The organism is Cryobacterium mannosilyticum (assembly GCF_004402705.1).
GTDB classification, from domain to species: Bacteria; Actinomycetota; Actinomycetes; order Actinomycetales; family Microbacteriaceae; genus Cryobacterium; species Cryobacterium mannosilyticum.
Map to the genome: position 1 here is coordinate 25,189 of NZ_SOFM01000027.1, position 17,906 is coordinate 43,094.

The 17,906-nt window shown below is 67.2% G+C and carries 16 protein-coding genes and 1 tRNA gene; 7 read left to right on the forward strand and 10 right to left on the reverse strand.

The window, feature by feature from the left end:
- Positions 1-7 precede the first annotated feature (7 nt).
- On the reverse strand, positions 8-2,317 hold the full coding sequence (purL, locus tag E3O32_RS09635) for a phosphoribosylformylglycinamidine synthase subunit PurL (protein ID WP_134508967.1): 2,310 nt from the start codon (positions 2,315-2,317) through the stop codon (positions 8-10).
- Between the two features lie 108 nt (positions 2,318-2,425).
- Here purL and mgrA point away from each other — a divergent pair, with 108 nt between their 5' ends.
- Positions 2,426-3,451, forward strand: a complete 1,026-nt coding sequence (gene mgrA, locus E3O32_RS09640; protein WP_255455504.1) for an L-glyceraldehyde 3-phosphate reductase — start codon at positions 2,426-2,428, stop codon at positions 3,449-3,451.
- 108 nt (positions 3,452-3,559) lie between these two features.
- Here mgrA and E3O32_RS09645 read toward each other — a convergent pair whose 3' ends face one another.
- Positions 3,560-5,128 carry a carboxylesterase/lipase family protein gene (locus tag E3O32_RS09645; RefSeq protein WP_134508971.1) on the reverse strand — a complete coding sequence of 523 codons (1,569 nt, stop codon included), beginning with the start codon at positions 5,126-5,128 and terminating at the stop codon, positions 3,560-3,562.
- Positions 5,129-5,231: 103 nt separating this feature from the next.
- A complete protein-coding gene (locus E3O32_RS09655) occupies positions 5,232-5,966 on the reverse strand; it encodes a flavodoxin family protein (protein ID WP_134508975.1) in 735 nt (244 codons plus the stop codon).
- Positions 5,967-6,063: 97 nt separating this feature from the next.
- On the opposite strand from E3O32_RS09655, the gene E3O32_RS09660 reads away from it, so the two are divergent.
- The 3 genes from E3O32_RS09660 (at position 6,064) to E3O32_RS09670 (ending at position 8,456) form a co-directional block, all read left to right on the forward strand.
- Positions 6,064-7,446 carry an MFS transporter gene (locus E3O32_RS09660; protein ID WP_241974746.1) on the forward strand — a complete coding sequence of 461 codons (1,383 nt, stop codon included), beginning with the start codon at positions 6,064-6,066 and terminating at the stop codon, positions 7,444-7,446.
- Positions 7,447-7,488: 42 nt separating this feature from the next.
- Positions 7,489-7,561 (forward strand) — tRNA-Arg (locus E3O32_RS09665).
- 127 nt (positions 7,562-7,688) lie between these two features.
- Positions 7,689-8,456, forward strand: coding sequence for a DUF427 domain-containing protein (locus tag E3O32_RS09670; RefSeq protein ID WP_134508979.1), 768 nt, complete (start codon positions 7,689-7,691; stop codon positions 8,454-8,456).
- A 348-nt stretch (positions 8,457-8,804) separates the two neighbouring features.
- Here E3O32_RS09670 and E3O32_RS09675 read toward each other — a convergent pair whose 3' ends face one another.
- The 3 genes from E3O32_RS09675 to E3O32_RS09685 form a co-directional block, all read right to left on the reverse strand.
- Positions 8,805-8,996, reverse strand: a complete 192-nt coding sequence (locus tag E3O32_RS09675) for a DUF1918 domain-containing protein (RefSeq protein WP_134508981.1) — start codon at positions 8,994-8,996, stop codon at positions 8,805-8,807.
- 69 nt (positions 8,997-9,065) lie between these two features.
- Complete coding sequence (locus E3O32_RS09680; protein ID WP_241974747.1) at positions 9,066-9,530, reverse strand: MarR family winged helix-turn-helix transcriptional regulator; 465 nt, start codon at positions 9,528-9,530, stop codon at positions 9,066-9,068.
- 366 nt (positions 9,531-9,896) lie between these two features.
- Complete coding sequence (locus E3O32_RS09685) at positions 9,897-10,355, reverse strand: MarR family winged helix-turn-helix transcriptional regulator (RefSeq protein WP_134508983.1); 459 nt, start codon at positions 10,353-10,355, stop codon at positions 9,897-9,899.
- Positions 10,356-10,512: 157 nt separating this feature from the next.
- Here E3O32_RS09685 and E3O32_RS09690 point away from each other — a divergent pair, with 157 nt between their 5' ends.
- Positions 10,513-11,328 (forward strand): bacteriorhodopsin-like, encoded by an 816-nt coding sequence (locus tag E3O32_RS09690; protein WP_134508985.1) that lies wholly within the window; start codon positions 10,513-10,515, stop codon positions 11,326-11,328.
- Positions 11,329-11,404: 76 nt separating this feature from the next.
- On the opposite strand, the gene E3O32_RS09695 is transcribed toward E3O32_RS09690, so the two are convergent.
- From E3O32_RS09695 to E3O32_RS09710, 4 genes are read right to left on the reverse strand one after another with little or no spacing between them, the layout of a single operon-like run.
- The gene (locus E3O32_RS09695) at positions 11,405-12,247 is read right to left on the reverse strand and encodes a DUF6671 family protein (RefSeq protein WP_134508987.1); all 843 of its coding nucleotides are present in this window, start codon (positions 12,245-12,247) and stop codon (positions 11,405-11,407) included.
- On the reverse strand, positions 12,244-12,567 hold the full coding sequence (locus E3O32_RS09700) for a P-II family nitrogen regulator (RefSeq protein WP_134369361.1): 324 nt from the start codon (positions 12,565-12,567) through the stop codon (positions 12,244-12,246). Before E3O32_RS09700 ends, E3O32_RS09695 begins: the two co-directional genes overlap by 4 nt.
- A 2-nt stretch (positions 12,568-12,569) precedes the next feature.
- A complete protein-coding gene (locus E3O32_RS09705) occupies positions 12,570-14,999 on the reverse strand; it encodes a DUF2309 domain-containing protein (protein ID WP_134508989.1) in 2,430 nt (809 codons plus the stop codon).
- Positions 14,996-16,558 (reverse strand): proton-conducting transporter transmembrane domain-containing protein, encoded by a 1,563-nt coding sequence (locus E3O32_RS09710; protein WP_134508991.1) that lies wholly within the window; start codon positions 16,556-16,558, stop codon positions 14,996-14,998. Before E3O32_RS09710 ends, E3O32_RS09705 begins: the two co-directional genes overlap by 4 nt.
- A 106-nt stretch (positions 16,559-16,664) precedes the next feature.
- Between E3O32_RS09710 and E3O32_RS09715 the strand changes: the two genes are divergently transcribed.
- Together E3O32_RS09715 and E3O32_RS17885 are read left to right on the forward strand one after the other, a co-directional pair.
- Positions 16,665-16,970 carry a helix-turn-helix transcriptional regulator gene (locus E3O32_RS09715; RefSeq protein ID WP_134508993.1) on the forward strand — a complete coding sequence of 102 codons (306 nt, stop codon included), beginning with the start codon at positions 16,665-16,667 and terminating at the stop codon, positions 16,968-16,970.
- A gap of 231 nt (positions 16,971-17,201) precedes the next feature.
- Positions 17,202-17,654: a YkvA family protein gene (locus E3O32_RS17885; RefSeq protein WP_420898105.1), complete on the forward strand. Its 453-nt coding sequence runs from the start codon at positions 17,202-17,204 to the stop codon at positions 17,652-17,654.
- Positions 17,655-17,906: the final 252 nt, after the last annotated feature.

Consider the following 17,906-nt stretch of genomic DNA (forward strand, 5'->3'; position numbering starts at 1 on the left):
TCAGTGGCTACTGGGCGAAGCGGGAGGGCAGGGTGCTGCGGTGGCGCGACTGCAGGTCGAGCAGGCTCACCGTGAAGTAGTCCTGGATCTCGAGGACCGGCGCCGTGGCATCCGTCACGCCGATGCGCAGCACCGGGTAGCCGCGCCCCTCGCACAGGCCGAGGAACTTCACGTCGTCCTCGCGCGGCACCGACACGACCACGCGACCGGCCGACTCCGAGAAGAGGGCGACGGATGCGTCCACCCCGTCGCGCTCGCAGATGTCGCCGAGCCAGACCCGGGCGCCGACCCCGAACCGGAGCACCGCCTCGGCCAGCGTCTGCGCCAGCCCGCCCGTCGAGAGGTCGTGCGCGCTGTCGATCAGCGCTTCGATCGACGCTGCGTGCAGGAGTCCAGCGAGTCGCGCCTCCCCAGGAAGGTCGACCACGGGCGGCAGGCCGCCGAGGTGGTCGTGGATGACGCCGGCCCAGGCGGAGCCGTCGAGTTCCTCACGGGTGATGCCGAGCAGGTAGATGTTGTGGCCGTCGTCCTGCCAGCCGCTGGGCACCCGGCGGGCGACGTCGTCGATGACACCGAGCACGGCCACGACCGGGGTCGGGTGGATCGGCTGGTCGCCGGTCTGGTTGTAGAACGAGACGTTTCCGCCGGTGACCGGGATCTCCAGTTCGAGGCAGCCGTCGGCGAGCGCCGTGACGGCGCGTTCGAACTGCCACATCACCTCGGGGTTCTCCGGCGAGCCGAAGTTGAGGCAGTCGCTGATGCCCACCGGCACCGCGCCGGTCGCGGCCACGTTCCGGTACGCCTCGGCGAGGGCGAGCTGCGCGCCGCGGTACGGGTCGAGCTGGCAGTAGCGGCCGTTCGCGTCGGTGGCGATCACGAAGCCGAGGCCGGATTCCTCGTCGATCCGGATCATGCCCGCGTCGTCGGGGAACGAGAGGGCCGTGTTGCCCAGCACGTACCGGTCGTACTGGTCGGTGATCCAGCTCGGGTCGGCCAGGTTCGGCGAGCCGAGCAGGGCGAGGAACTGCTCGCGGAGGGTGGCAGCATCCGTCGGGCGGGGCAGGGCGGATGCCGTGTCCGCCTGCAGCGCGTCGAGCCAGGCCGGGTAGGCCACGGGCCGGTCGTAGACGGGGCCGTCGACGGCGACGGTGCGCGGGTCGACGTTGACGATCTCCTCGCCGTGCCAGTCGATGATCAGCCGGCCGGAGTCGGTGACCTCGCCGAGCACGCTGGTCTCGACGTCCCACTTCGCGGTGACGGCGAGGAACCCGGCGAGCTTCTCCGGGGTGACGACGGCCATCATCCGTTCCTGGCTCTCCGACATGAGGATCTCCTCGGCGGTGAGCGACGGGTCCCGCAGCAGCACCTTGTCGAGCTCGATGAACATGCCGCCGTCGCCGTTGGAGGCGAGCTCGCTGGTCGCGCAGGAGATGCCGGCCGCGCCCAGGTCCTGGATGCCCTCGACCAGCTTGTCGCGGTACAGCTCGAGGCAGCACTCGATCAGCACCTTCTCGGCGAACGGGTCGCCGACCTGCACGGCGGGGCGCTTGGTCGGCCCGCCCTCGGAGAAGGTGTCCGACGCGAGAATGGATGCCCCGCCGATGCCGTCGCCGCCGGTGCGCGCCCCGAAGAGCACGACCTTGTTGCCCGCGCCGGTGGCGTTGGCCAGGTGCAGGTCCTCGTGCCGCAGCACGCCCACCGAGAGGGCGTTGACGAGCGGGTTGCCCTGGTAGACCTTGTCGAACCAGGTCTCGCCGCCGATGTTGGGCAGGCCGAGGCAGTTGCCGTAGAAGGAGATGCCGGAGACGACGCCGTGCACGACGCGGGCGGTGTCGGGGTCGTCGATGTCGCCGAAGCGGAGGGCATCCATCACGGCGACCGGGCGGGCGCCCATCGAGATGATGTCGCGCACGATGCCGCCGACGCCGGTCGCGGCGCCCTGGAACGGCTCGATGTAGGAGGGGTGGTTGTGCGACTCGATCTTGAAGGTGACCGCCCAGCCCTCGCCGACGTCGAGGACGCCGGCGTTCTCGCCCATGCCCACCATCAGGTTCTTCTTCATGGCCGGGGAGACCTTGTCGCCGAACTGGCGCAGGTACTTCTTCGAACTCTTGTAGGAACAGTGCTCGCTCCACATCACCGAGTACATCGCGAGTTCGCCCGAGGTGGGGCGGCGGCCGAGGATGGTGCGGATCTCCGCGTACTCGCCCGGGGTCAGGCCGAGCGCGTCGAACGGCTGCTCTTTGTCGGGTGTCGCGATCGCGTTGGTCACGGTGTCGGCGACGCCGCGGGAGGATGAAGTGGAAACAGCGGTCACGAGGCGTTCTCCCAGGGATAGCGGATGCTTGGCCCCGCAAGTCTACCGTCGCGGGCTGTTCTCCTCCCCAGCCGGACGGGCTGCAACGGAGTGTGCCAGCATGAATGGGTGACCTATCTCCCCGCTGACACCAGATACGACTCCATGCCCTACCGCCGCACCGGGCGGAGCGGCCTCAAACTCCCCGCGATCTCACTGGGGCTGTGGCAGAACTTCGGCGACACCACCGCGCGCCAGACGCAGCGGGACATCCTGCGCCGCGCGTTCGACCTCGGGGTGACCCACTTCGACCTCGCCAACAACTACGGCCCGCCCTACGGCAGCGCCGAGACGAACTTCGGCGCTCACCTGCGGCAGGACTTCTCCGCCCACCGCGACGAACTGGTCATCTCGACCAAGGCCGGCTATGACATGTGGCCGGGGCCGTACGGCGAGTGGGGATCCCGCAAGTCGGTGCTCGCCAGCCTGGACCAGTCGCTCGGCCGGATGGGCGTCGACTACGTCGACGTGTTCTACTCGCACCGGGCCGACCCCGACACGCCGCTCGAGGAAACCATGGGCGCCCTGCACACCGCGGTCACCAGCGGCAAGGCCCTCTACGCCGGCGTGTCCTCCTATTCCCCCGAGCGCACCCGGCAGGCCGCCGAGATCCTCGCCGGCCTGGGCACCCCGCTGCTGATCCACCAGCCCTCCTATTCGATGGCCAACCGCTGGGTCGAGACCGAACTCCTCGGCACCCTCGACGAGCTCGGCATCGGCTGCATCGCGTTCTCGCCACTGGCCCAGGGTCTGCTCACCGACCGCTACCTGCACGGGGTGCCCGAGGGCTCGCGCGCCGCCCGCCCCGGCTCGATGAGCAAGGACATGATCAACGACGAGACGCTCGGGCACATCCGGGCGCTCACCGCGATCGCGGCCGACCGCGGGCAGTCGCTCGCGCAGCTCGCGCTGGCCTGGGTGCTGCGGCGCAGCGAGGTCACATCCGCCCTGGTCGGGGCGTCATCCGTCGCCCAGCTGGAGACGAACCTGGCCGCCCTGGACAACCTGGCCTTCGACGACGAGGAACTCGCCCGCATCGACCTGCACGCGGTCGATCTGGGCATCAACCTCTGGGCGCAGTCGGCCGCCGTCTAAACCGCCGTCTAAACCGCCGTCTAAACCGCCGTCTAAACCGCCGTCCTAACCGCCGTTTGGACCGCCGTTCAGCACGTCGGTGGGCACCGCGCGGGGCCGGCCCGGATGTCAGAACTCGGGCATGAAGCTCTGCCAGACCGCGCGCCGTTCCCCGCGCGGGTCCGATTCGATCCGGTCCTCCTCGTCGATGATCAGGGTCAGCCGTTCCGGCTCCGTGTAGGTCGGCCAGGTGTCGTCCGGCCGGCCGGTGACGGCGAAACGCAGCCAGTGCCGGCGCATCCGTTCCCCGGCGCCGATGAACGCCGCGCGGCCGCCGAGCAGGCTCATCGCCCGGGCGAAGGGGGCGTCGACCTGCTCGAACAGGGCGAACAGTTCCAGGCCGTGGGTCGCGCCGATGCCGAGCAGGTGCATGAGCCGGGGGGCGAGGTCGAACCGGTACACGTAGACCGGCGCCACCCGGGAATGCAGTTCGCCGATCTGCACGCTCGGGTACCAGAACACGAAGTCTCCGCCGAAGTCGACGGCGGACCGGTTCGCCGGCAGCCGGGAGTACACCGCCCGCATCGCGTCGTGCGAGGACACGGGGGCGTTGTCGTAGACCGACACGATCCGCCACGGCGACCGGGGCAGGATGTCCACCCGGCCCCGGAACAGTGAGCCCTCCCGCTCGTTCGTGCCGATGATCAGCGGCACCCGGTGCTCCCGCCCGTGCCGGAACGCGTCGAGCGGCCGCTCGGGCAGGAAGAGACCGTCGACGACGGGCACCAGGCAGAAGGTGCCGGGGTTGGCGTCGGGGGTGCGAGACTGCACGACCACGGCCGCGCGGGTCAGGTCGGCGACCTCCGCGGAGCAGAGCAGGTCATTCGGGTCGGCCTGCTCCCCGCCGGGAATCTCGGTGATACCCCGCAGCTCGTCGACGAATTCCGCGGCCCAGCCGTCGGTGAGCGCGGTGGAGAACGAGGCGTTCGTCGGGGCGCTCTGCGCGATCGCCCGGGTGAACAGGCCCGTGGCGCTCGGCGTCGCCATCAGCGTGATCACCGCGTTGCCGCCGGCGGATTCGCCGAACACGGTCACATTGTGCGGGTTGCCGCCGAAGGCACGGATGTTGTCCCGCACCCATTCCAGGGCGGCAACCTGGTCGCGCAGCCCGAGATTGCTCTCGAGGGGGCGCTCCGGCGTCGAATACCGGCTGAAGTCGAGGTAACCGAGCGCGCCGAGCCGGTAGTTGAAGCTGACGTAGACGACCCGCCCGCTCCGCACGAAGCGCTCGCCGCGGCCGGCGAATTCCTGCGACGAGCCCACGCTGTACCCGCCGCCGTGGATGAACACCATCACCGGCCGGCCGAGCCGTCTGCGGGAGGGCGCTGCCGGGCGCAACACGTTGATGGTCAGGCAGTCCTCGCCCGCGGCTACCTTCGGCCCGGCCCCCTTGAACTGGCCCTTGTACGGTTGCGGCGCGATCCGCCCGAACGCCGACGCATCCCGGACGCCGTCCCACGGCACGACGGGCCGGGGCGCGCGGAACCGGTACTCGCCCACCGGCGGCGCGGCGTAGGGGATCCCGCGCCAGGCCAGCATGCCGTCCTCCTGCACGCCGCGCACGATGCCGCCGGTGACCCGCACGTCCAGGCGGCCAGGCAGCGGCACCGGCGCGTCGTGGGCCAGGATCGCACTCATGCCGCCTCGTCTCCTCGTACTGTCCTTCTCGGTGCTGGTGCTGGTGCTGGTGCTGGTGCTGGTGCTGGTGCTCGTGCTGGTGCTGGTGCCGCCGGTGGCGCCGCTACCGATATTCCGGGTTCGCCTGGAAGCCGAATCGCTCGCCCTTGTCCCAGTCCTGGCGCAGGTTGCCGTAGGCGGGGATCCCGCCGTTGGCCTTGAGGATCGCGGCCAGGTGCATGAGGTTCCAGGTCATGAAGGTGGTGTTGCGGTTGGTGAAGTCGTTCTCCGGCCCGCCGGAGCCCGGGTCGAGGTAGCTGGGGCCCGGCCCGATCTCGCCGATCCAGCCGGCATCCGCCGCGGGCGGGATCGTGTAGCCGACGTGCTGCAGGCTGTAGAGGATGTTCGACGCGCAGTGTTTCACGCCGTCCTCGTTGCCGGTGATGATCGCCCCGCCGACCTTGCCGTAAAAGACGTACTGGCCCTTGTCGTTGAATTCGCCGCTCATCGCGTAGAGCCGTTCGATAATCCGCTTGGTGACCGAGCCGTTGTCGCCGAGCCAGATCGGCCCGCCGATGACGAGGATGTCGGAGGTGCGCACCTTGTCGAACAGGGCCGGCCAGGCATCCGTCTTCCAGCCGTGCTCGGTCATGTCGGGGTAGACGCCGGTGGCGATCTCGTGGTCGATCGCCCTGAGGGTCTCGACGTAGACGCCCTGCTCGTGCATGATCGCCGCGCTGAGGTTGATGATGCCCTGCGTGTGGCTGACCTCGGGGCTGCGTTTCAAGGTGCAGTTGATGAACAGGGCCCGCAGGCCGGAGTACTCGAAGGATGCCTGGGTGTTGCGGTTCGGTGTCATGGCGCCAGTTTTGCACCGGCCCGGGGCTCCGGCTAGGGGCCCGGCGGTGGGCGCCCCCATCATTGCCGGGGCGCCGCCATCGGGGCTAAAATGCGGCGTGACCCCCCGCCAGCGCCGCGTCCTGATCGTGTCCATCCTGTCGTCCTTCGTGGCCTTCCTCGACGGCTCCATCATCAACGTGGCGCTGCCCGCGATCGGGCGGGAGTTCGGCGGCGACCTGGCCCTGCAACAGTGGGTGGTCGACGGTTACCTGCTCTCCCTCGGCGCGCTGATCCTCGTGGCCGGCTCCCTCTCCGATACCTACGGCCGGGTGCGGGTGCTGCGGGCGGGCCTGATCTGGTTCGGGATCACCTCGCTGGCCTGCGCCGTGGCGCCGCTGGGGACCCTGCTGGTGGTGGCCAGGATCCTGCAGGGCGCGGCGGCCGCGCTGCTGGTGCCGAGCTCCCTCGCCCTGATCACCTCCACCTTCTCCGGCCCGGCGCAGGGCAAGGCGATCGGCGCCTGGACCGGCTGGACCGGCATCGCCGGCATCGCGGGACCGGTGCTCGGCGGCGTCCTGGTCGACACGATCGGCTGGCGCTTCGTCTTCGGGATCAATGTGCTGCCCATCCTGGTCACCCTGATCGTGCTGGCCCGGATCGATGAGCCGGCGCGCACCGGCCCGGCCGCCCGGATCGACCTCGTGGGCGCGGGGCTGGCCGTCGTCGGCCTGGGTGCCCCCGTCTTCGCCCTGATCGAGCAGGGCCGACTGGGCTGGGGCAGCCCGGTGGTCGTCGTGCCGCTCATCGTGGGCGTGCTCGCGCTCGCCGCGTTCCTCCGGTGGGAGGCCCGGGCGCCGCAGCCGATGATGCCGCTCGGGCTGTTCCGGGTGCGCAACTTCTGGGTCGGCAACATCGCCACCGTCGGAATCTACTCCGCACTGAGCCTGGGCTTCTTCATCTTCGCGGTCTACCTGCAGCAGGTGGGCGGGTTCTCCGCCACCGCGGCGGGAATCGCGGGGGTGCCGGCCACACTCATGCTGCTCCTCTTCGCGACACTGTTCGGCACCCTCGCCGGTCGCTACGGCCCGCGCCGGTTCATGACCATCGGCCCCATAGTCGCGGGGGCCGGCTTCCTGCTGCTCCTGGCCGCCGTGCCGCCGATCAACGTGTGGCTGCAGGTGGTGCCCGCCATCGTGCTGATCGGCCTCGGCCTGGCCATCACGGTGGCGCCGCTGACCTCGGCGGTGCTGGGATCGATCCGGGCGGAGCAGGCCGGTATCGGATCGGCCATCAACAACGCCGTGTCGCGGGTTGCCGGCCTCATCGCCGTGGCCCTGGCCGGCACGATCATCGGCGGACGGCTCGATCTGGCCGGCTTCCAGCGGGTGATGGTCGTCGTCGCCGTGCTCATGTTCGCCGGCGGGATCGTGTCCTGGCTGGGCATCCGCACCCCGGTCGTCGCCTCGCACGAACGAGACAGCTCGGAAAAACTGTTATAGTTTCTAAGTTGTCTTCGAGCGTCAAGTTCGAACGGCACCACTGCGCTCGTAGCTCAACGGATAGAGCATCTGACTACGGATCAGAAGGTTGGGGGTTCGAATCCCTTCGGGCGCACGGCAAGAAAGCGGCTCACTTCGGTGGGCCGCTTTTTGTTTTCCCCCGCGGGGCCCTGCCCTTTTCGCGGCCGAGCCGAGGGGGCAGACTGTTGGAGTAGTTCGACAGGCGATCGAGGGAGACCTCCATGAAGACCTTTCCCAGCGACCGGTGGGTGCGCGCATTCGTCGAAGGCACCACGGTGGTGGACAGCCGGGATCCGCTCCTGTTCTGGGAGGACGGCTTCCCGGTGCCCGGCTACGCCTTCTCGGCGGAGACCGTCGAGCTGGCCCTGCTCTCCGAATCCGCTGACGCGCCCGTGCGCCGCGGCTTTGATTTCTTCGGACCGAAAGGGGAGGTGCGCACCTGGTTCGACGTCGTGTCCGGTGAGCGGATGCTCCCGCACGCGGCCTGGGTGCTGGCCGGACTGGCCGATCGGATCGTCTTCAGCTGGCGGCCCGGGCTGATCGACCGGTGGCAGGAGGAAGACGTCGTGGTGCGAGGTCATCCGCGGGACCCGTTCCATCGGGTCGACGCCCTTCCGAGCAGCCGGCAGGTGCGGGTCGCGGCGAACGGCGTCGTGCTGGCCGACACCCGGCATCCGGTGCTTCTGTTCGAAACCGGGTTGCCCACCCGGTTCTACATCCCGCAGGCCGACGTGCGGCTCGACTTGCTCCGGCCGGCCGCCGCGATCAGTGTGTGCGCCTACAAAGGCCAGGCGGACCGTTACTGGGATGTCGCCGACGACCCGAACCTCACGAGCGTCGCCTGGAGCTACAGCCGGCCGACGCCCGCCGTGGCGGAGATCGCGGAGCTGGTGGCGTTCTATAACGAGCGGGTCGACATCACCGTTGACGGGGCGTCACAGGGGCGGCCGGCCAGCCCGTTCAGCGATCCGGCGCATCGGCCCGCCTGACGGGCGACCCCGCGAACGACGGTCAGCGCGTAGCGAGGGCTATCCGCGTCGGCCTGGCCGAGTCGCGCCGCACGCTGGTGCGGTCACAGCCGGTGCACTTGAGCACGTAGAGCGGAAGGGTCAGCCGTTCGGCATGGGCAAGATTCGGCGTGAGCCGGGCCGGCGAATGACAAAACGGGCAGGTGATTCTCATGGTGATGTACCCCCTCGGGCAAGAACGCCACGTTTGCGACGTGTAATACCGAAGTTACTCCGCGCCGACGGGGAGAGTCACCCCCTAGACCGGCGGGCGGTTTTGTGCATGCGAGGAGCCTCGCGGCGGGGCCTGACCGGCGGTTCCTGATCGGCTCAGACCGTTTCGGCGTGCTCGATCACGAAGTCGGATCCCGGGTAGACGACGCTCTCGTGGCCCTCGCCGAACCGAACCCGGTACGGCGGTTCGCCGTCCTCTCCCCGCACCTCGATGATCTCGCCGTGCCGATCCGGTGTCTCCACCGTGCGACCGCGAATGATGATTCGATCTCCTGGGCGTGCGCGCATGAGACTCACCTCCTGAGCGTTACGTTACGCCGACAGTCGCCGCCTGCACAGGGCCACTTCGGGGCGCGGTCAGGCGTGCCGGGGTTTGCGGGCGGCGCCGGCGGGAGCCGTGCGCAGCCGGTCGCAGAGCGCCGTCAACTCGGCCAGTTCCTCATTGGAGAGGGCGTCGCCCATCCGCCCCGTGATCGTGTCCATGTGCTGCAGCGCCACCCGGCGGAACACGTCGTACCCCTCCGGGGTGAGTTCGACGATCGCGCCGCGCCCGTCGGACGGATCGGTGAGCTTGAGCACGTACCCGCGTGAGGCCAGCCGGTCGACCAGGCGGCTCACGCTCGGCTGGGTGAGCAGCACGTGCTCGTTGAGGTCTCGCAGACGGATGCGCCGGTCGGGTTCCCGGGACAGGTTGAACATCACGTCGTACTCGTTGAAGGAGATCCCCTGTGCAGGGAAATCCGAGGCGAGGCTGCGCATGATGGCCACCTGGGCCCGGAAGAGGGACTCCCAGGCGCCCACGGCCGCCGCTCGATCGCTCACCGTGCCTCCAAAGTCGTGTTCCCCAAGGATAGGGACTCGACCAGTGGAGCACCGAATTCGCTGATAGGGAATTCGCAGGAAAATAACGAACAGACAGCTAGCGCTCCGTTACCGGTTCGTTATATATTCAATGTGCGTCAACCGTTTGCTGTGGCGGGAGGCGCGAAATGTGATTGCAGGACACTCTTGGTGCAAGGGAAGAGGGTCGGTCGTTAGCCTCTACGACCGGCCCTCAATTACGTTCACGGTCAATCGCGTCACGCGCTGCAGGATGTCCGCGGAGGAGACGGTGTAAGCGCCCGGAAGACGTAGTTGTGCCCGTTGTTCAGCTTGCCGTTTTGACAAAAGAGGGAGCCGCTCTGCGCGTCAGGGCCGCGCGGACCGAGTGCGCACCTCGGCTGCGACCGACGTGAGCGTCTCGGTGAAGGCGGTGAGCTGCTGAGCAGTGAGGCTGGTGGTGCAGGCGGTGAGCATCTCCGAGAAATCTCGGTGGATGCCGCTCATCACGTCGTGCCCGTGCGGGGTCAGTTCAAGAAAGAGGCTGCGGCGGTCGCCGGGATGGTCGACCCGCTTCAGCAGGTTCGCCTCGACCAACCGACGGGCGATAGCTGTGATCGCACCGGTGGTCATGCCCAGGTGATGGGCCAGGGCTTTGGGTGTGATGCTCATCGACCGACCCACCCTGAACAGCGCACGCAACTCGGTGGCGCTCACGCCGGCATCTTGCGCGATGCGCTGGCGGTTGGCATCGAGGGCGCTTACGAACGACGTAGCAGCCGCCGGAAAACCGGTGAGGGTGTGCGCGAGTGGTGAGGGTTGGTCCATGTCTCCTCCGGCCGGCGCGGAGCGAGTCGTTTCACTCACGGTGGGTGGAATATATTCTACCGAATCCTCCCCAAACAAGCTGAAAATGTAGTTTACTGATTAAATCACTTAGTCAGTGAGACATATCAGGCACCGTCAAACCCCGATGGAGTAGCTCATGATTCCCGACATTCTCTCGCTTGGTCAATACGACACCGTCTACAACTTTCTCTCGCTGGTGATCGCCGCGCAACTGTTCACGGCGGTGTACCTGCTGATCGCGCTGCCGCGCATCCTGCCACGGTACCGGCAGGCAATCACGGTCGCCATCGTGGTCTGCGGTATCGCCGCGTACCACTACTTCCGCATCTTCGATTCGTTCAAGGCGGCATTCGTGACCGACGCCGTGGGTGGCCGAGGCGACTACGCTCAGGCCGCCGGGGCGGGATTCAATGAGGGCTACCGCTACGTGGACTGGCTCCTCACGGTGCCCCTGCTGCTGGTCGAGCTCATCGCCGTGCTCGCGCTGGCCCGGTCGGTGCAGCGGGGTCTTCTGGTGCGGCTCGTTCCGGCTGCCGCGCTCATGATCATCCTCGGCTACCCCGGCGAGATCAGTGGCGACAACGGTCTCCGTGGCCTGTTCGGGCTGCTGTCAACTGTCCCGTTCGCCTACATTCTCTATGTCCTGTTCGTGCAGCTGAGTAAGTCGCTGAACCAGCAGCCCGCGGGCGTGCGACGCATCCTGAGCCAGCTGCGCTTCTTGCTGTTGCTGAGCTGGGGCGTCTATCCGATCGCTTACCTGTTGCCGCTGCTGAGCATCGCCGGTCCTGATGCCTGGGTCTACAAACAGGTCGGCTACTCGATCGCCGACATCCTGGCCAAGGCCGTCTATGCGCTGATCATCTTCCAGGTAGCGCGCATCAAGTCTTTCGACGACGACCCCACGTTCGCCGACATCGAGCGCTCCCGCGACGGGGCGCCGGCGCGCGCCTGACCGTGAGGAGGGCGCCGCGCGCAAGTATTTTTCGATCGCCACCGGCAGGGAATACATCATTCGTTGGGCTGCCGGCTTAGGGATTACAGTAATCGCACCATTTTGGATCTGCGTGTGCCTGATTTCGTGGGTTCCGGGTTTGGTAACTGCACCGGCCGCAGCCGTGGATATCGGCTGCGATGGTCTGGGTTGCCGATCCGCACAAGGAGCAGGGCAGGCCGTGTTCGACGTTGATGTGGCCAAACCCGGGCGCCCAGCAGTGCGGACACTCTGTTGCAAGTCGCTGGGCCATTTTTTCGCAGAGCGCCCGGATGGCTGTGGCGCGGGACGGTGCCTTGTGGGCGCGGTAGTCCGGAAGTATCACGACGGAATTATGCTGTTTGAGAAGAGCTTCAGTGGTGTCGCCGAGGACCTCGAGTTGGGTGATGTTTTTGTGGGCGGTCGTGTGGTTGTTCTGGGTGCTCTTCAGGATCACTCCTTGGCCCGGGAAGCCGATGGCTGACGCGAACGTGAGGGCTTCGCGGGCGCTGGCGATGCGTCGTCCTCCGGCCAATGGCGAAGTGGTGACGCTGCCTTCGACAATTTCCAGGCCCAGGGTGTAGTCAATGAAGAGGAGAAGTTCGATGTTCTCCACGAAGAGTCCGAATCCGAAGGTGAAGGTGCCCTCGGAGGCGAGGCCGAGGCCGGTTCCGGCGATTTGCATGCCGAGTCGGGCTTTCGCTCGGGCTGCGTCGCGCGGGCTGAGGGGTCGGGCGATGTCGCCGGCGAATGTTCCAAATTGGTCGGTGTCGAGCCCCCTCGCCGCGGTGACGGTTGCGCCCAGGGTGTTCTGGAATGCGTCGTGGGCGAGCAATTCTTTGCCGTGCATCGTGGCGAAGGTGATCGTGCGTCCGGTGTAAACGGTGCGGGGGCAGGTCATTGGAAGTAGTCGGGCCTGGAGACGTAGGTGTCGGAGACGAACATGACACCACTGGAGGTGCTGAGAAGTTGCTGCACGGCGTCGATCAGCTCGCCGGCGTTGTCGGGTGGGAGGACGGTGATGAGCATGGTGAGGGTGTCGTATTCGTTGAAGAGTAAGGCCCCGGAGTGTTGGCCGTGGTGTCCGATTCCGGACACCCCTGACACGGACGTGTAGCCCGTGGCTCCGGCGGAGGTGATCAGTTCGCGGATTGCGGGGGCGTCGCGGGCGGGCACGACAACCTCCAGCCGGGTCATTTGGGTCAGGTTGTTCATGGTCATGGTCATGTTCCTTTCAGTGCGGTGGGGGCGGCCGTCCAGCCGTACGGGGTGTAGCGCCGCCAGGGGGCTGCGGGGTCGTTGCGTGCGGTGAGGGTGATCCAGTCGTTGTCGAGCAGGTTGCGCAACACCTGGTTGCGGGAGACGATGCGGCCGATGCTGTCCAGGGGTGCTTGGATGATGACGGTCAGGCGCATCGGTTCGTGGAAGAGTTGGCCGCCGAGGCCGACGGATTGCCAGGGCAGGCCGCGACGCAGGTCGCCGGCGTGGCCGGCTAGGACTCCGATGGTGCCAATGGCGTTGTGGATGGTTTTGGTTCCGGCGCCGAGGGTGACGGGGTTGAGGGCGGAGAAGTAGTACTGGTGGTTGATCCACTGGGCGACCACCAGGGGTGCGGTCATGATCGTTTCCAGCGCGGCACCGTCCAGGTCCAACTCTGTTTGGTAGGAGTGGAGGAACACCCGCCGGTTCAGGTTGACGCCGCGGGTCATCTGACGCGGTCCGATGATCATGGCGGCGTTTCCGGCCAGCCCCAGCTCTGGATACACCTCCGCCCAGTCGTGGGCGCGCCCCTGCACCCGGGCCGGGGAGTGTGGGGAAGCTCCCGGCAGGTCATGGGCGCGTTCCTTGACCAACCGTCCGGCGGCTGTGCGTTGGGCCAGGTCGAAGGTCAGCGCCGCATGGACGTGGCTCTGCGGGACGAGGTGCCGGTCCAGGAGTGTGACGGCGTCGGTGACGGTGTTGTGCTCAGCCGCGATGAAGAAACTGTCGGAGGGGATATCGATTCCGCGGGCTGCGAGGAGGGCGCGCACGCCGGGGTCGTTGAAGATGGCGGCGGAGGCGCGGGCGTTGGCCGCCCCGGGGTTGCCACCGCAGGCACCGCAATCCAACGCTGACTGGTACAGGTTGTTCATCGACTCGGATGCGTGGCCGGCGAGTACGACCAGTGGGGCGAACTGGCCGATGCCCATCATCCGCACCGCGGTTTCAGCCATCGCGGCCCGCTCCTCCAGCGTGAACGCGTCAACGATTGTCACGTTGCTCGGGAGAGTGGCCGTCGATGGGGTCAGGAATCGGTGGATTCGTGCCTGCAACGTCGGGGTAAGGGTGCGCAGCACGCTGATGGCGCCGTACAGCCAACCGGATACCTCCGCGAAGGCGAACGGCGTCACTGCGCCGGAGTCGGCACGGTGGGTCGCCTGACGGAGCGCGTCCCGGGTGCGGCCGCGCATGATGTGGTCGTCAGCCTTCGCCGGGTCCGTCGGGTGTTCGGTCAGGTGGTGGCGGGCGGTCAGGAGGGCCGGCAACGAATTCACGGCCCCGCGGGCTCTGTACCGGGAGAAGCGCACGGGGACGCCGAAGAATCCGGCGAACCCGAACGTTTCCACGTCGGGGGGGACCTCGATGTGACGCCGCATTCCTTCGGACCGGGGGTCAATGCACATCACCAGTTGCAGTTGGGGACGAGGGGTGAAGGGATCAGTGTCCCTAAGGGAGGCCACCAGGGTGGCGCGGTAGTGCAGCTCGTAGGCCTTCTGCCACGTCAGCTCGTGGTCGGGCACCGGATGGGTGGCCAAGACCCGGCTCACTGCCGCGATGTCATCCCGGTCTGCTCGACTGCCGCCGATCGACCGGGCAACGTGCTCGGCCCGGTGCCATAGGGTCGTTTGCGCCTCTTCGGCGATCAGGGGTTTGCGTGACGACGGGAGAGGTGTCAAGTCGAGGACGGCTTGGAGGGTCAATCTCACGCTCAGGTAGGACAGCAGGTCGATGTCCCCAATCTTCTCGGCCCGCCACTTGATATGGCCGACCCAGCCCGGCAGGTACTGGAGCTCGGCTCGGAGCGTCTCCGTAACCGCCTCCGCCGCGACCCCGAGCTTGACCAGCGCCCACGCCAGCGCGGCGTCAGGCTCGACGGGCAATTCGGCCACCGTCCGGCGCGCCGTTCGCGGGAGTGACGGGTCCCGGCGGGCCAGAGCGCGCCACGCCTGGTAGAAGCCCTGCTGCTTGTGCGGCATCGGCCAAAGCGGGTCCGGGTTCAGGTAGGACGACACCCAGGTGGCCAGGTACTCGTCCAGCCAGGGCGCCGATGGTTCCGTTGCGCCGGGGGAATTCCACAGCGCGCTCTTCATGTCCAGGACCGCCACGCTCACCGCGGACACGCTATTTCCGCCGACGGTGAGCTTCCCGGCCAGTTCGGGAACACGCTCGGCCAGGGCTGCTTCAAGGTCGGCATCGACGATGCGGCCGCGGTCGGCGTCGGCAAGGTAGGCCTCGCGGGATCGGGCGAGGACCACGCCCGGGGTGGCGGCGGTCTCGAACGGGCGAGGTTCGTGGCCCGCGAGAGGGTTCACCGCGATGAAGGACTCCACCGGCCAGGACGGCACGATGGCGTGGGCGGCTGTGGCCACCTGGGCGCGAAGAATCAAATTCATGACAACACTCCTGTGGTCACAGACGGGCGGGGGACAACTGGCGGGCGGGGAATAGCCGGCGGGCGGGGGAGGGCGGTCGTCACGGTCCTGGCATAAACGAGGTCACGCAGGTGTGCAAGCTGGCGCGGGTTGCGGGAGAGCAGTTGGACCGCGATGAGGCCGACGGCGGGCAAGGCCAGCAGCCAGGCCGGGCCGGCGTTGATGGTGGTCGCGGGTTCCAATGCCGCCGTGAACATTTGCAGGAGGGCCACATATCCGAACGCCAGCAACGCGATCGTTGCCGTGCCGGTGAGGAACGTTCGGGCCGAGAAATTGGTGCTCAGTGCTGTGCCCAGAGCAACGCTGGCGGTCACGGCAACGAACACGAGTAGAGCGGTGCTGGCCGTTGACACGTCGGGGGAGAACACCCATTCGGCTGCGGACAGCGCCGCCAATGGCACCAGCACCGACAGGGTCACGGCTGCAGCGAGTGTGAACGGCGAGCAGTTCTCTCGGGGTGGAAGGTCTCGGTCGACGGCGTGCTGTCGCACCCCCATGCCGGCCCCGAGGAAGAGGGTGGATTTGAACAGGGAGTGGGCGACCAGATGGAAGATTGCTGCCGCGAACACTCCCAAACCGCAGGCCATGATCATGAACCCCATCTGCGCCATCGTTGAGAACACCAACCGGCCCTTCACATCGGGCCGGACCAGGCGGACCGCCGATGCGTAGACCAGGGTCACGGCACCGGCCACGAACACCCCGATCATGACGGCCTGGTGTGGCGCGATCGCCGGGGCGAATCGGATCAGCAGGATCGCACCGGCGTTGACCACGCCGGCGTGCATCAGCGCGGACACCGGCGTGGGCGCAGCCAACGTGAACGGCAACCAACCCTGGAAGGGGATCTGGCTTGACCGAGCTAACGCCGCGACCACGAGCAGCGCGGCGCAGGTCAGTTGAAGCGGCAAGGGCAACGACTCCGCGACGGCACCAAGCTGGTCCAGGGGAATATCTCCTTTGGCGGTGACCAGCAGGATGGCGACAGGAACCAGGAAGACAGTGTCAGCGATCATGAACCTGGATCCGGTGCGCCGGATCCCGTCGCGGGCCTGCGCAAGCGGCCGATAGGTTGCCAGGAGCACAACGAGGGCCGCCCCCGCTCCGATCCAGGCCACGGTGAACAGGGACACCGACCCGGCGCATGCCATCAACACGGTGAAACCGGTGAGCAGGTTGGCTGCGACGACAAACCATACCTGTCGAAGATCACCGCGGAGGTAGCGAATCGCGAAGACCTGGATCAGCGCGCTGAGTCCCAGCACCAGCACGGACAAGATCAACGCCAAGGCATCCAGGTGCGCGGAGGTGGACCCGAACACCACCTGCTCACTCCGGTGCGGCGCGGCAACAGATGCGATAGCGATCACGATAGTCGCGACGAACCCGACCCCGACCACGGTCGCCGCCAGGCGGGCAGCCCTGTCTCCGCTCGCCCCCGCCCAACCGAGGAGCGCGGCGCAGAGCCCCGCGATCCACGGCGTCAGGGTCACACCACCCGCAACAAGCCAATCAGACATCAGCACCTCTCGAAGCACGACCTACAAAACAGGAAAAACATAGCACATGTTTAGTGTCGGGAATTGAGTGTGGAGAGAAGCTCGTCGGGTGGGAGATAATCGAGAGATGGCGACCTGGACGTTTCTGACCAATCACGCCCACGTGTTGTTGTGCGTGGCGGACAACCCGAACGTGCGGCTACGCGACGTCGCCGTTCAGGTCGGTATCACTGAGCGAGCGGCGCAACGCATCGTCACCGAGCTGGAGGAGGCAGGCTACCTGGACCGCGAACGCGAAGGTCGCCGCAACACCTACCGGCTCAATACGGCAATGCCCCTTCGGCACCCCCTGGATCGCGATCATCGCATCGGGGAGCTACTTTCTGCCTTCGCCAACACTCAGTCAGGGCCAGTAACAGAGCCGCGGGTCTAACGACCTGACTCCGCGAGGGTGCGCATGGCTGGCCCCCTGTCCTTCGTGCAATGTGAGCTGGGGCAGGTGGGCGAACGTGCGGCGAAGGGATGACGTCTCCACTGCAAGAATCAGAGCATGACGTCAACCGCTTGCTCGATGTTGTTCGACGAGCGGGGACTCTATTTTTGCGGACCGAAGTCGTGAAGTACTGGTGCGGAATCGCTCTGGGTGCGCTCGGGGGGGATGCTCATGCTCTGGCTGGCCCTTGTCCTGCTCCTCTGGATCGAGCAGCGCCGGCATCCCGGCGGCGCTTCGCTTCGTGACCTCCTTCGCCTTGCCCCTGACGTCGCCCGGCTTCTGAAACGCCTCATCTGTGATCGATCCATTTCGGTTGGTGGTCGTATTCGGCTTGGCGTTCTCCTGGCCTACCTGCTGTCACCCATTGACCTGATCCCTGATTTCATCCCGGTTCTCGGCTACGCGGATGACGCCATCGTGGTCGCGTTCGCTCTCCGTTTCGCGACTCGCCGGGCAGGCCTTTATGCCGTCGAGCGACACTGGCCCGGAACGCCCGACGGGCTAGCTGCCGTTCTCCGTCTGGCCGAACCTGCGGTGAGGGCGGGCGTGAGGCGGCCTGATGGCGGTGCTCGAGGTGGTGTTGGGCGATACGGTTCAATGCGACCGGAAAACGTGCCCCGCTGAGGTTCACTCGCGCCCGGTCGCGCCAGGCCGTGATGAACACCCCCTGGGTGATGTGTTCTGCCCTTGCCCGGGTCCGCGAAGAACGCAACGCGATCGTGCATACCAGCGGGGACCAGCGCGTATGCGTCAGCGAACGCCCGTTGTACCCCGGCAGAGAACACATCTGGCGGCAGATCGTCCTCCTTTTTCTTTGCGGATCATGCCGTCGTCGGACGCAGCATAGCGCCCGAGGCAAGTGCTGGTGTTTTCTGC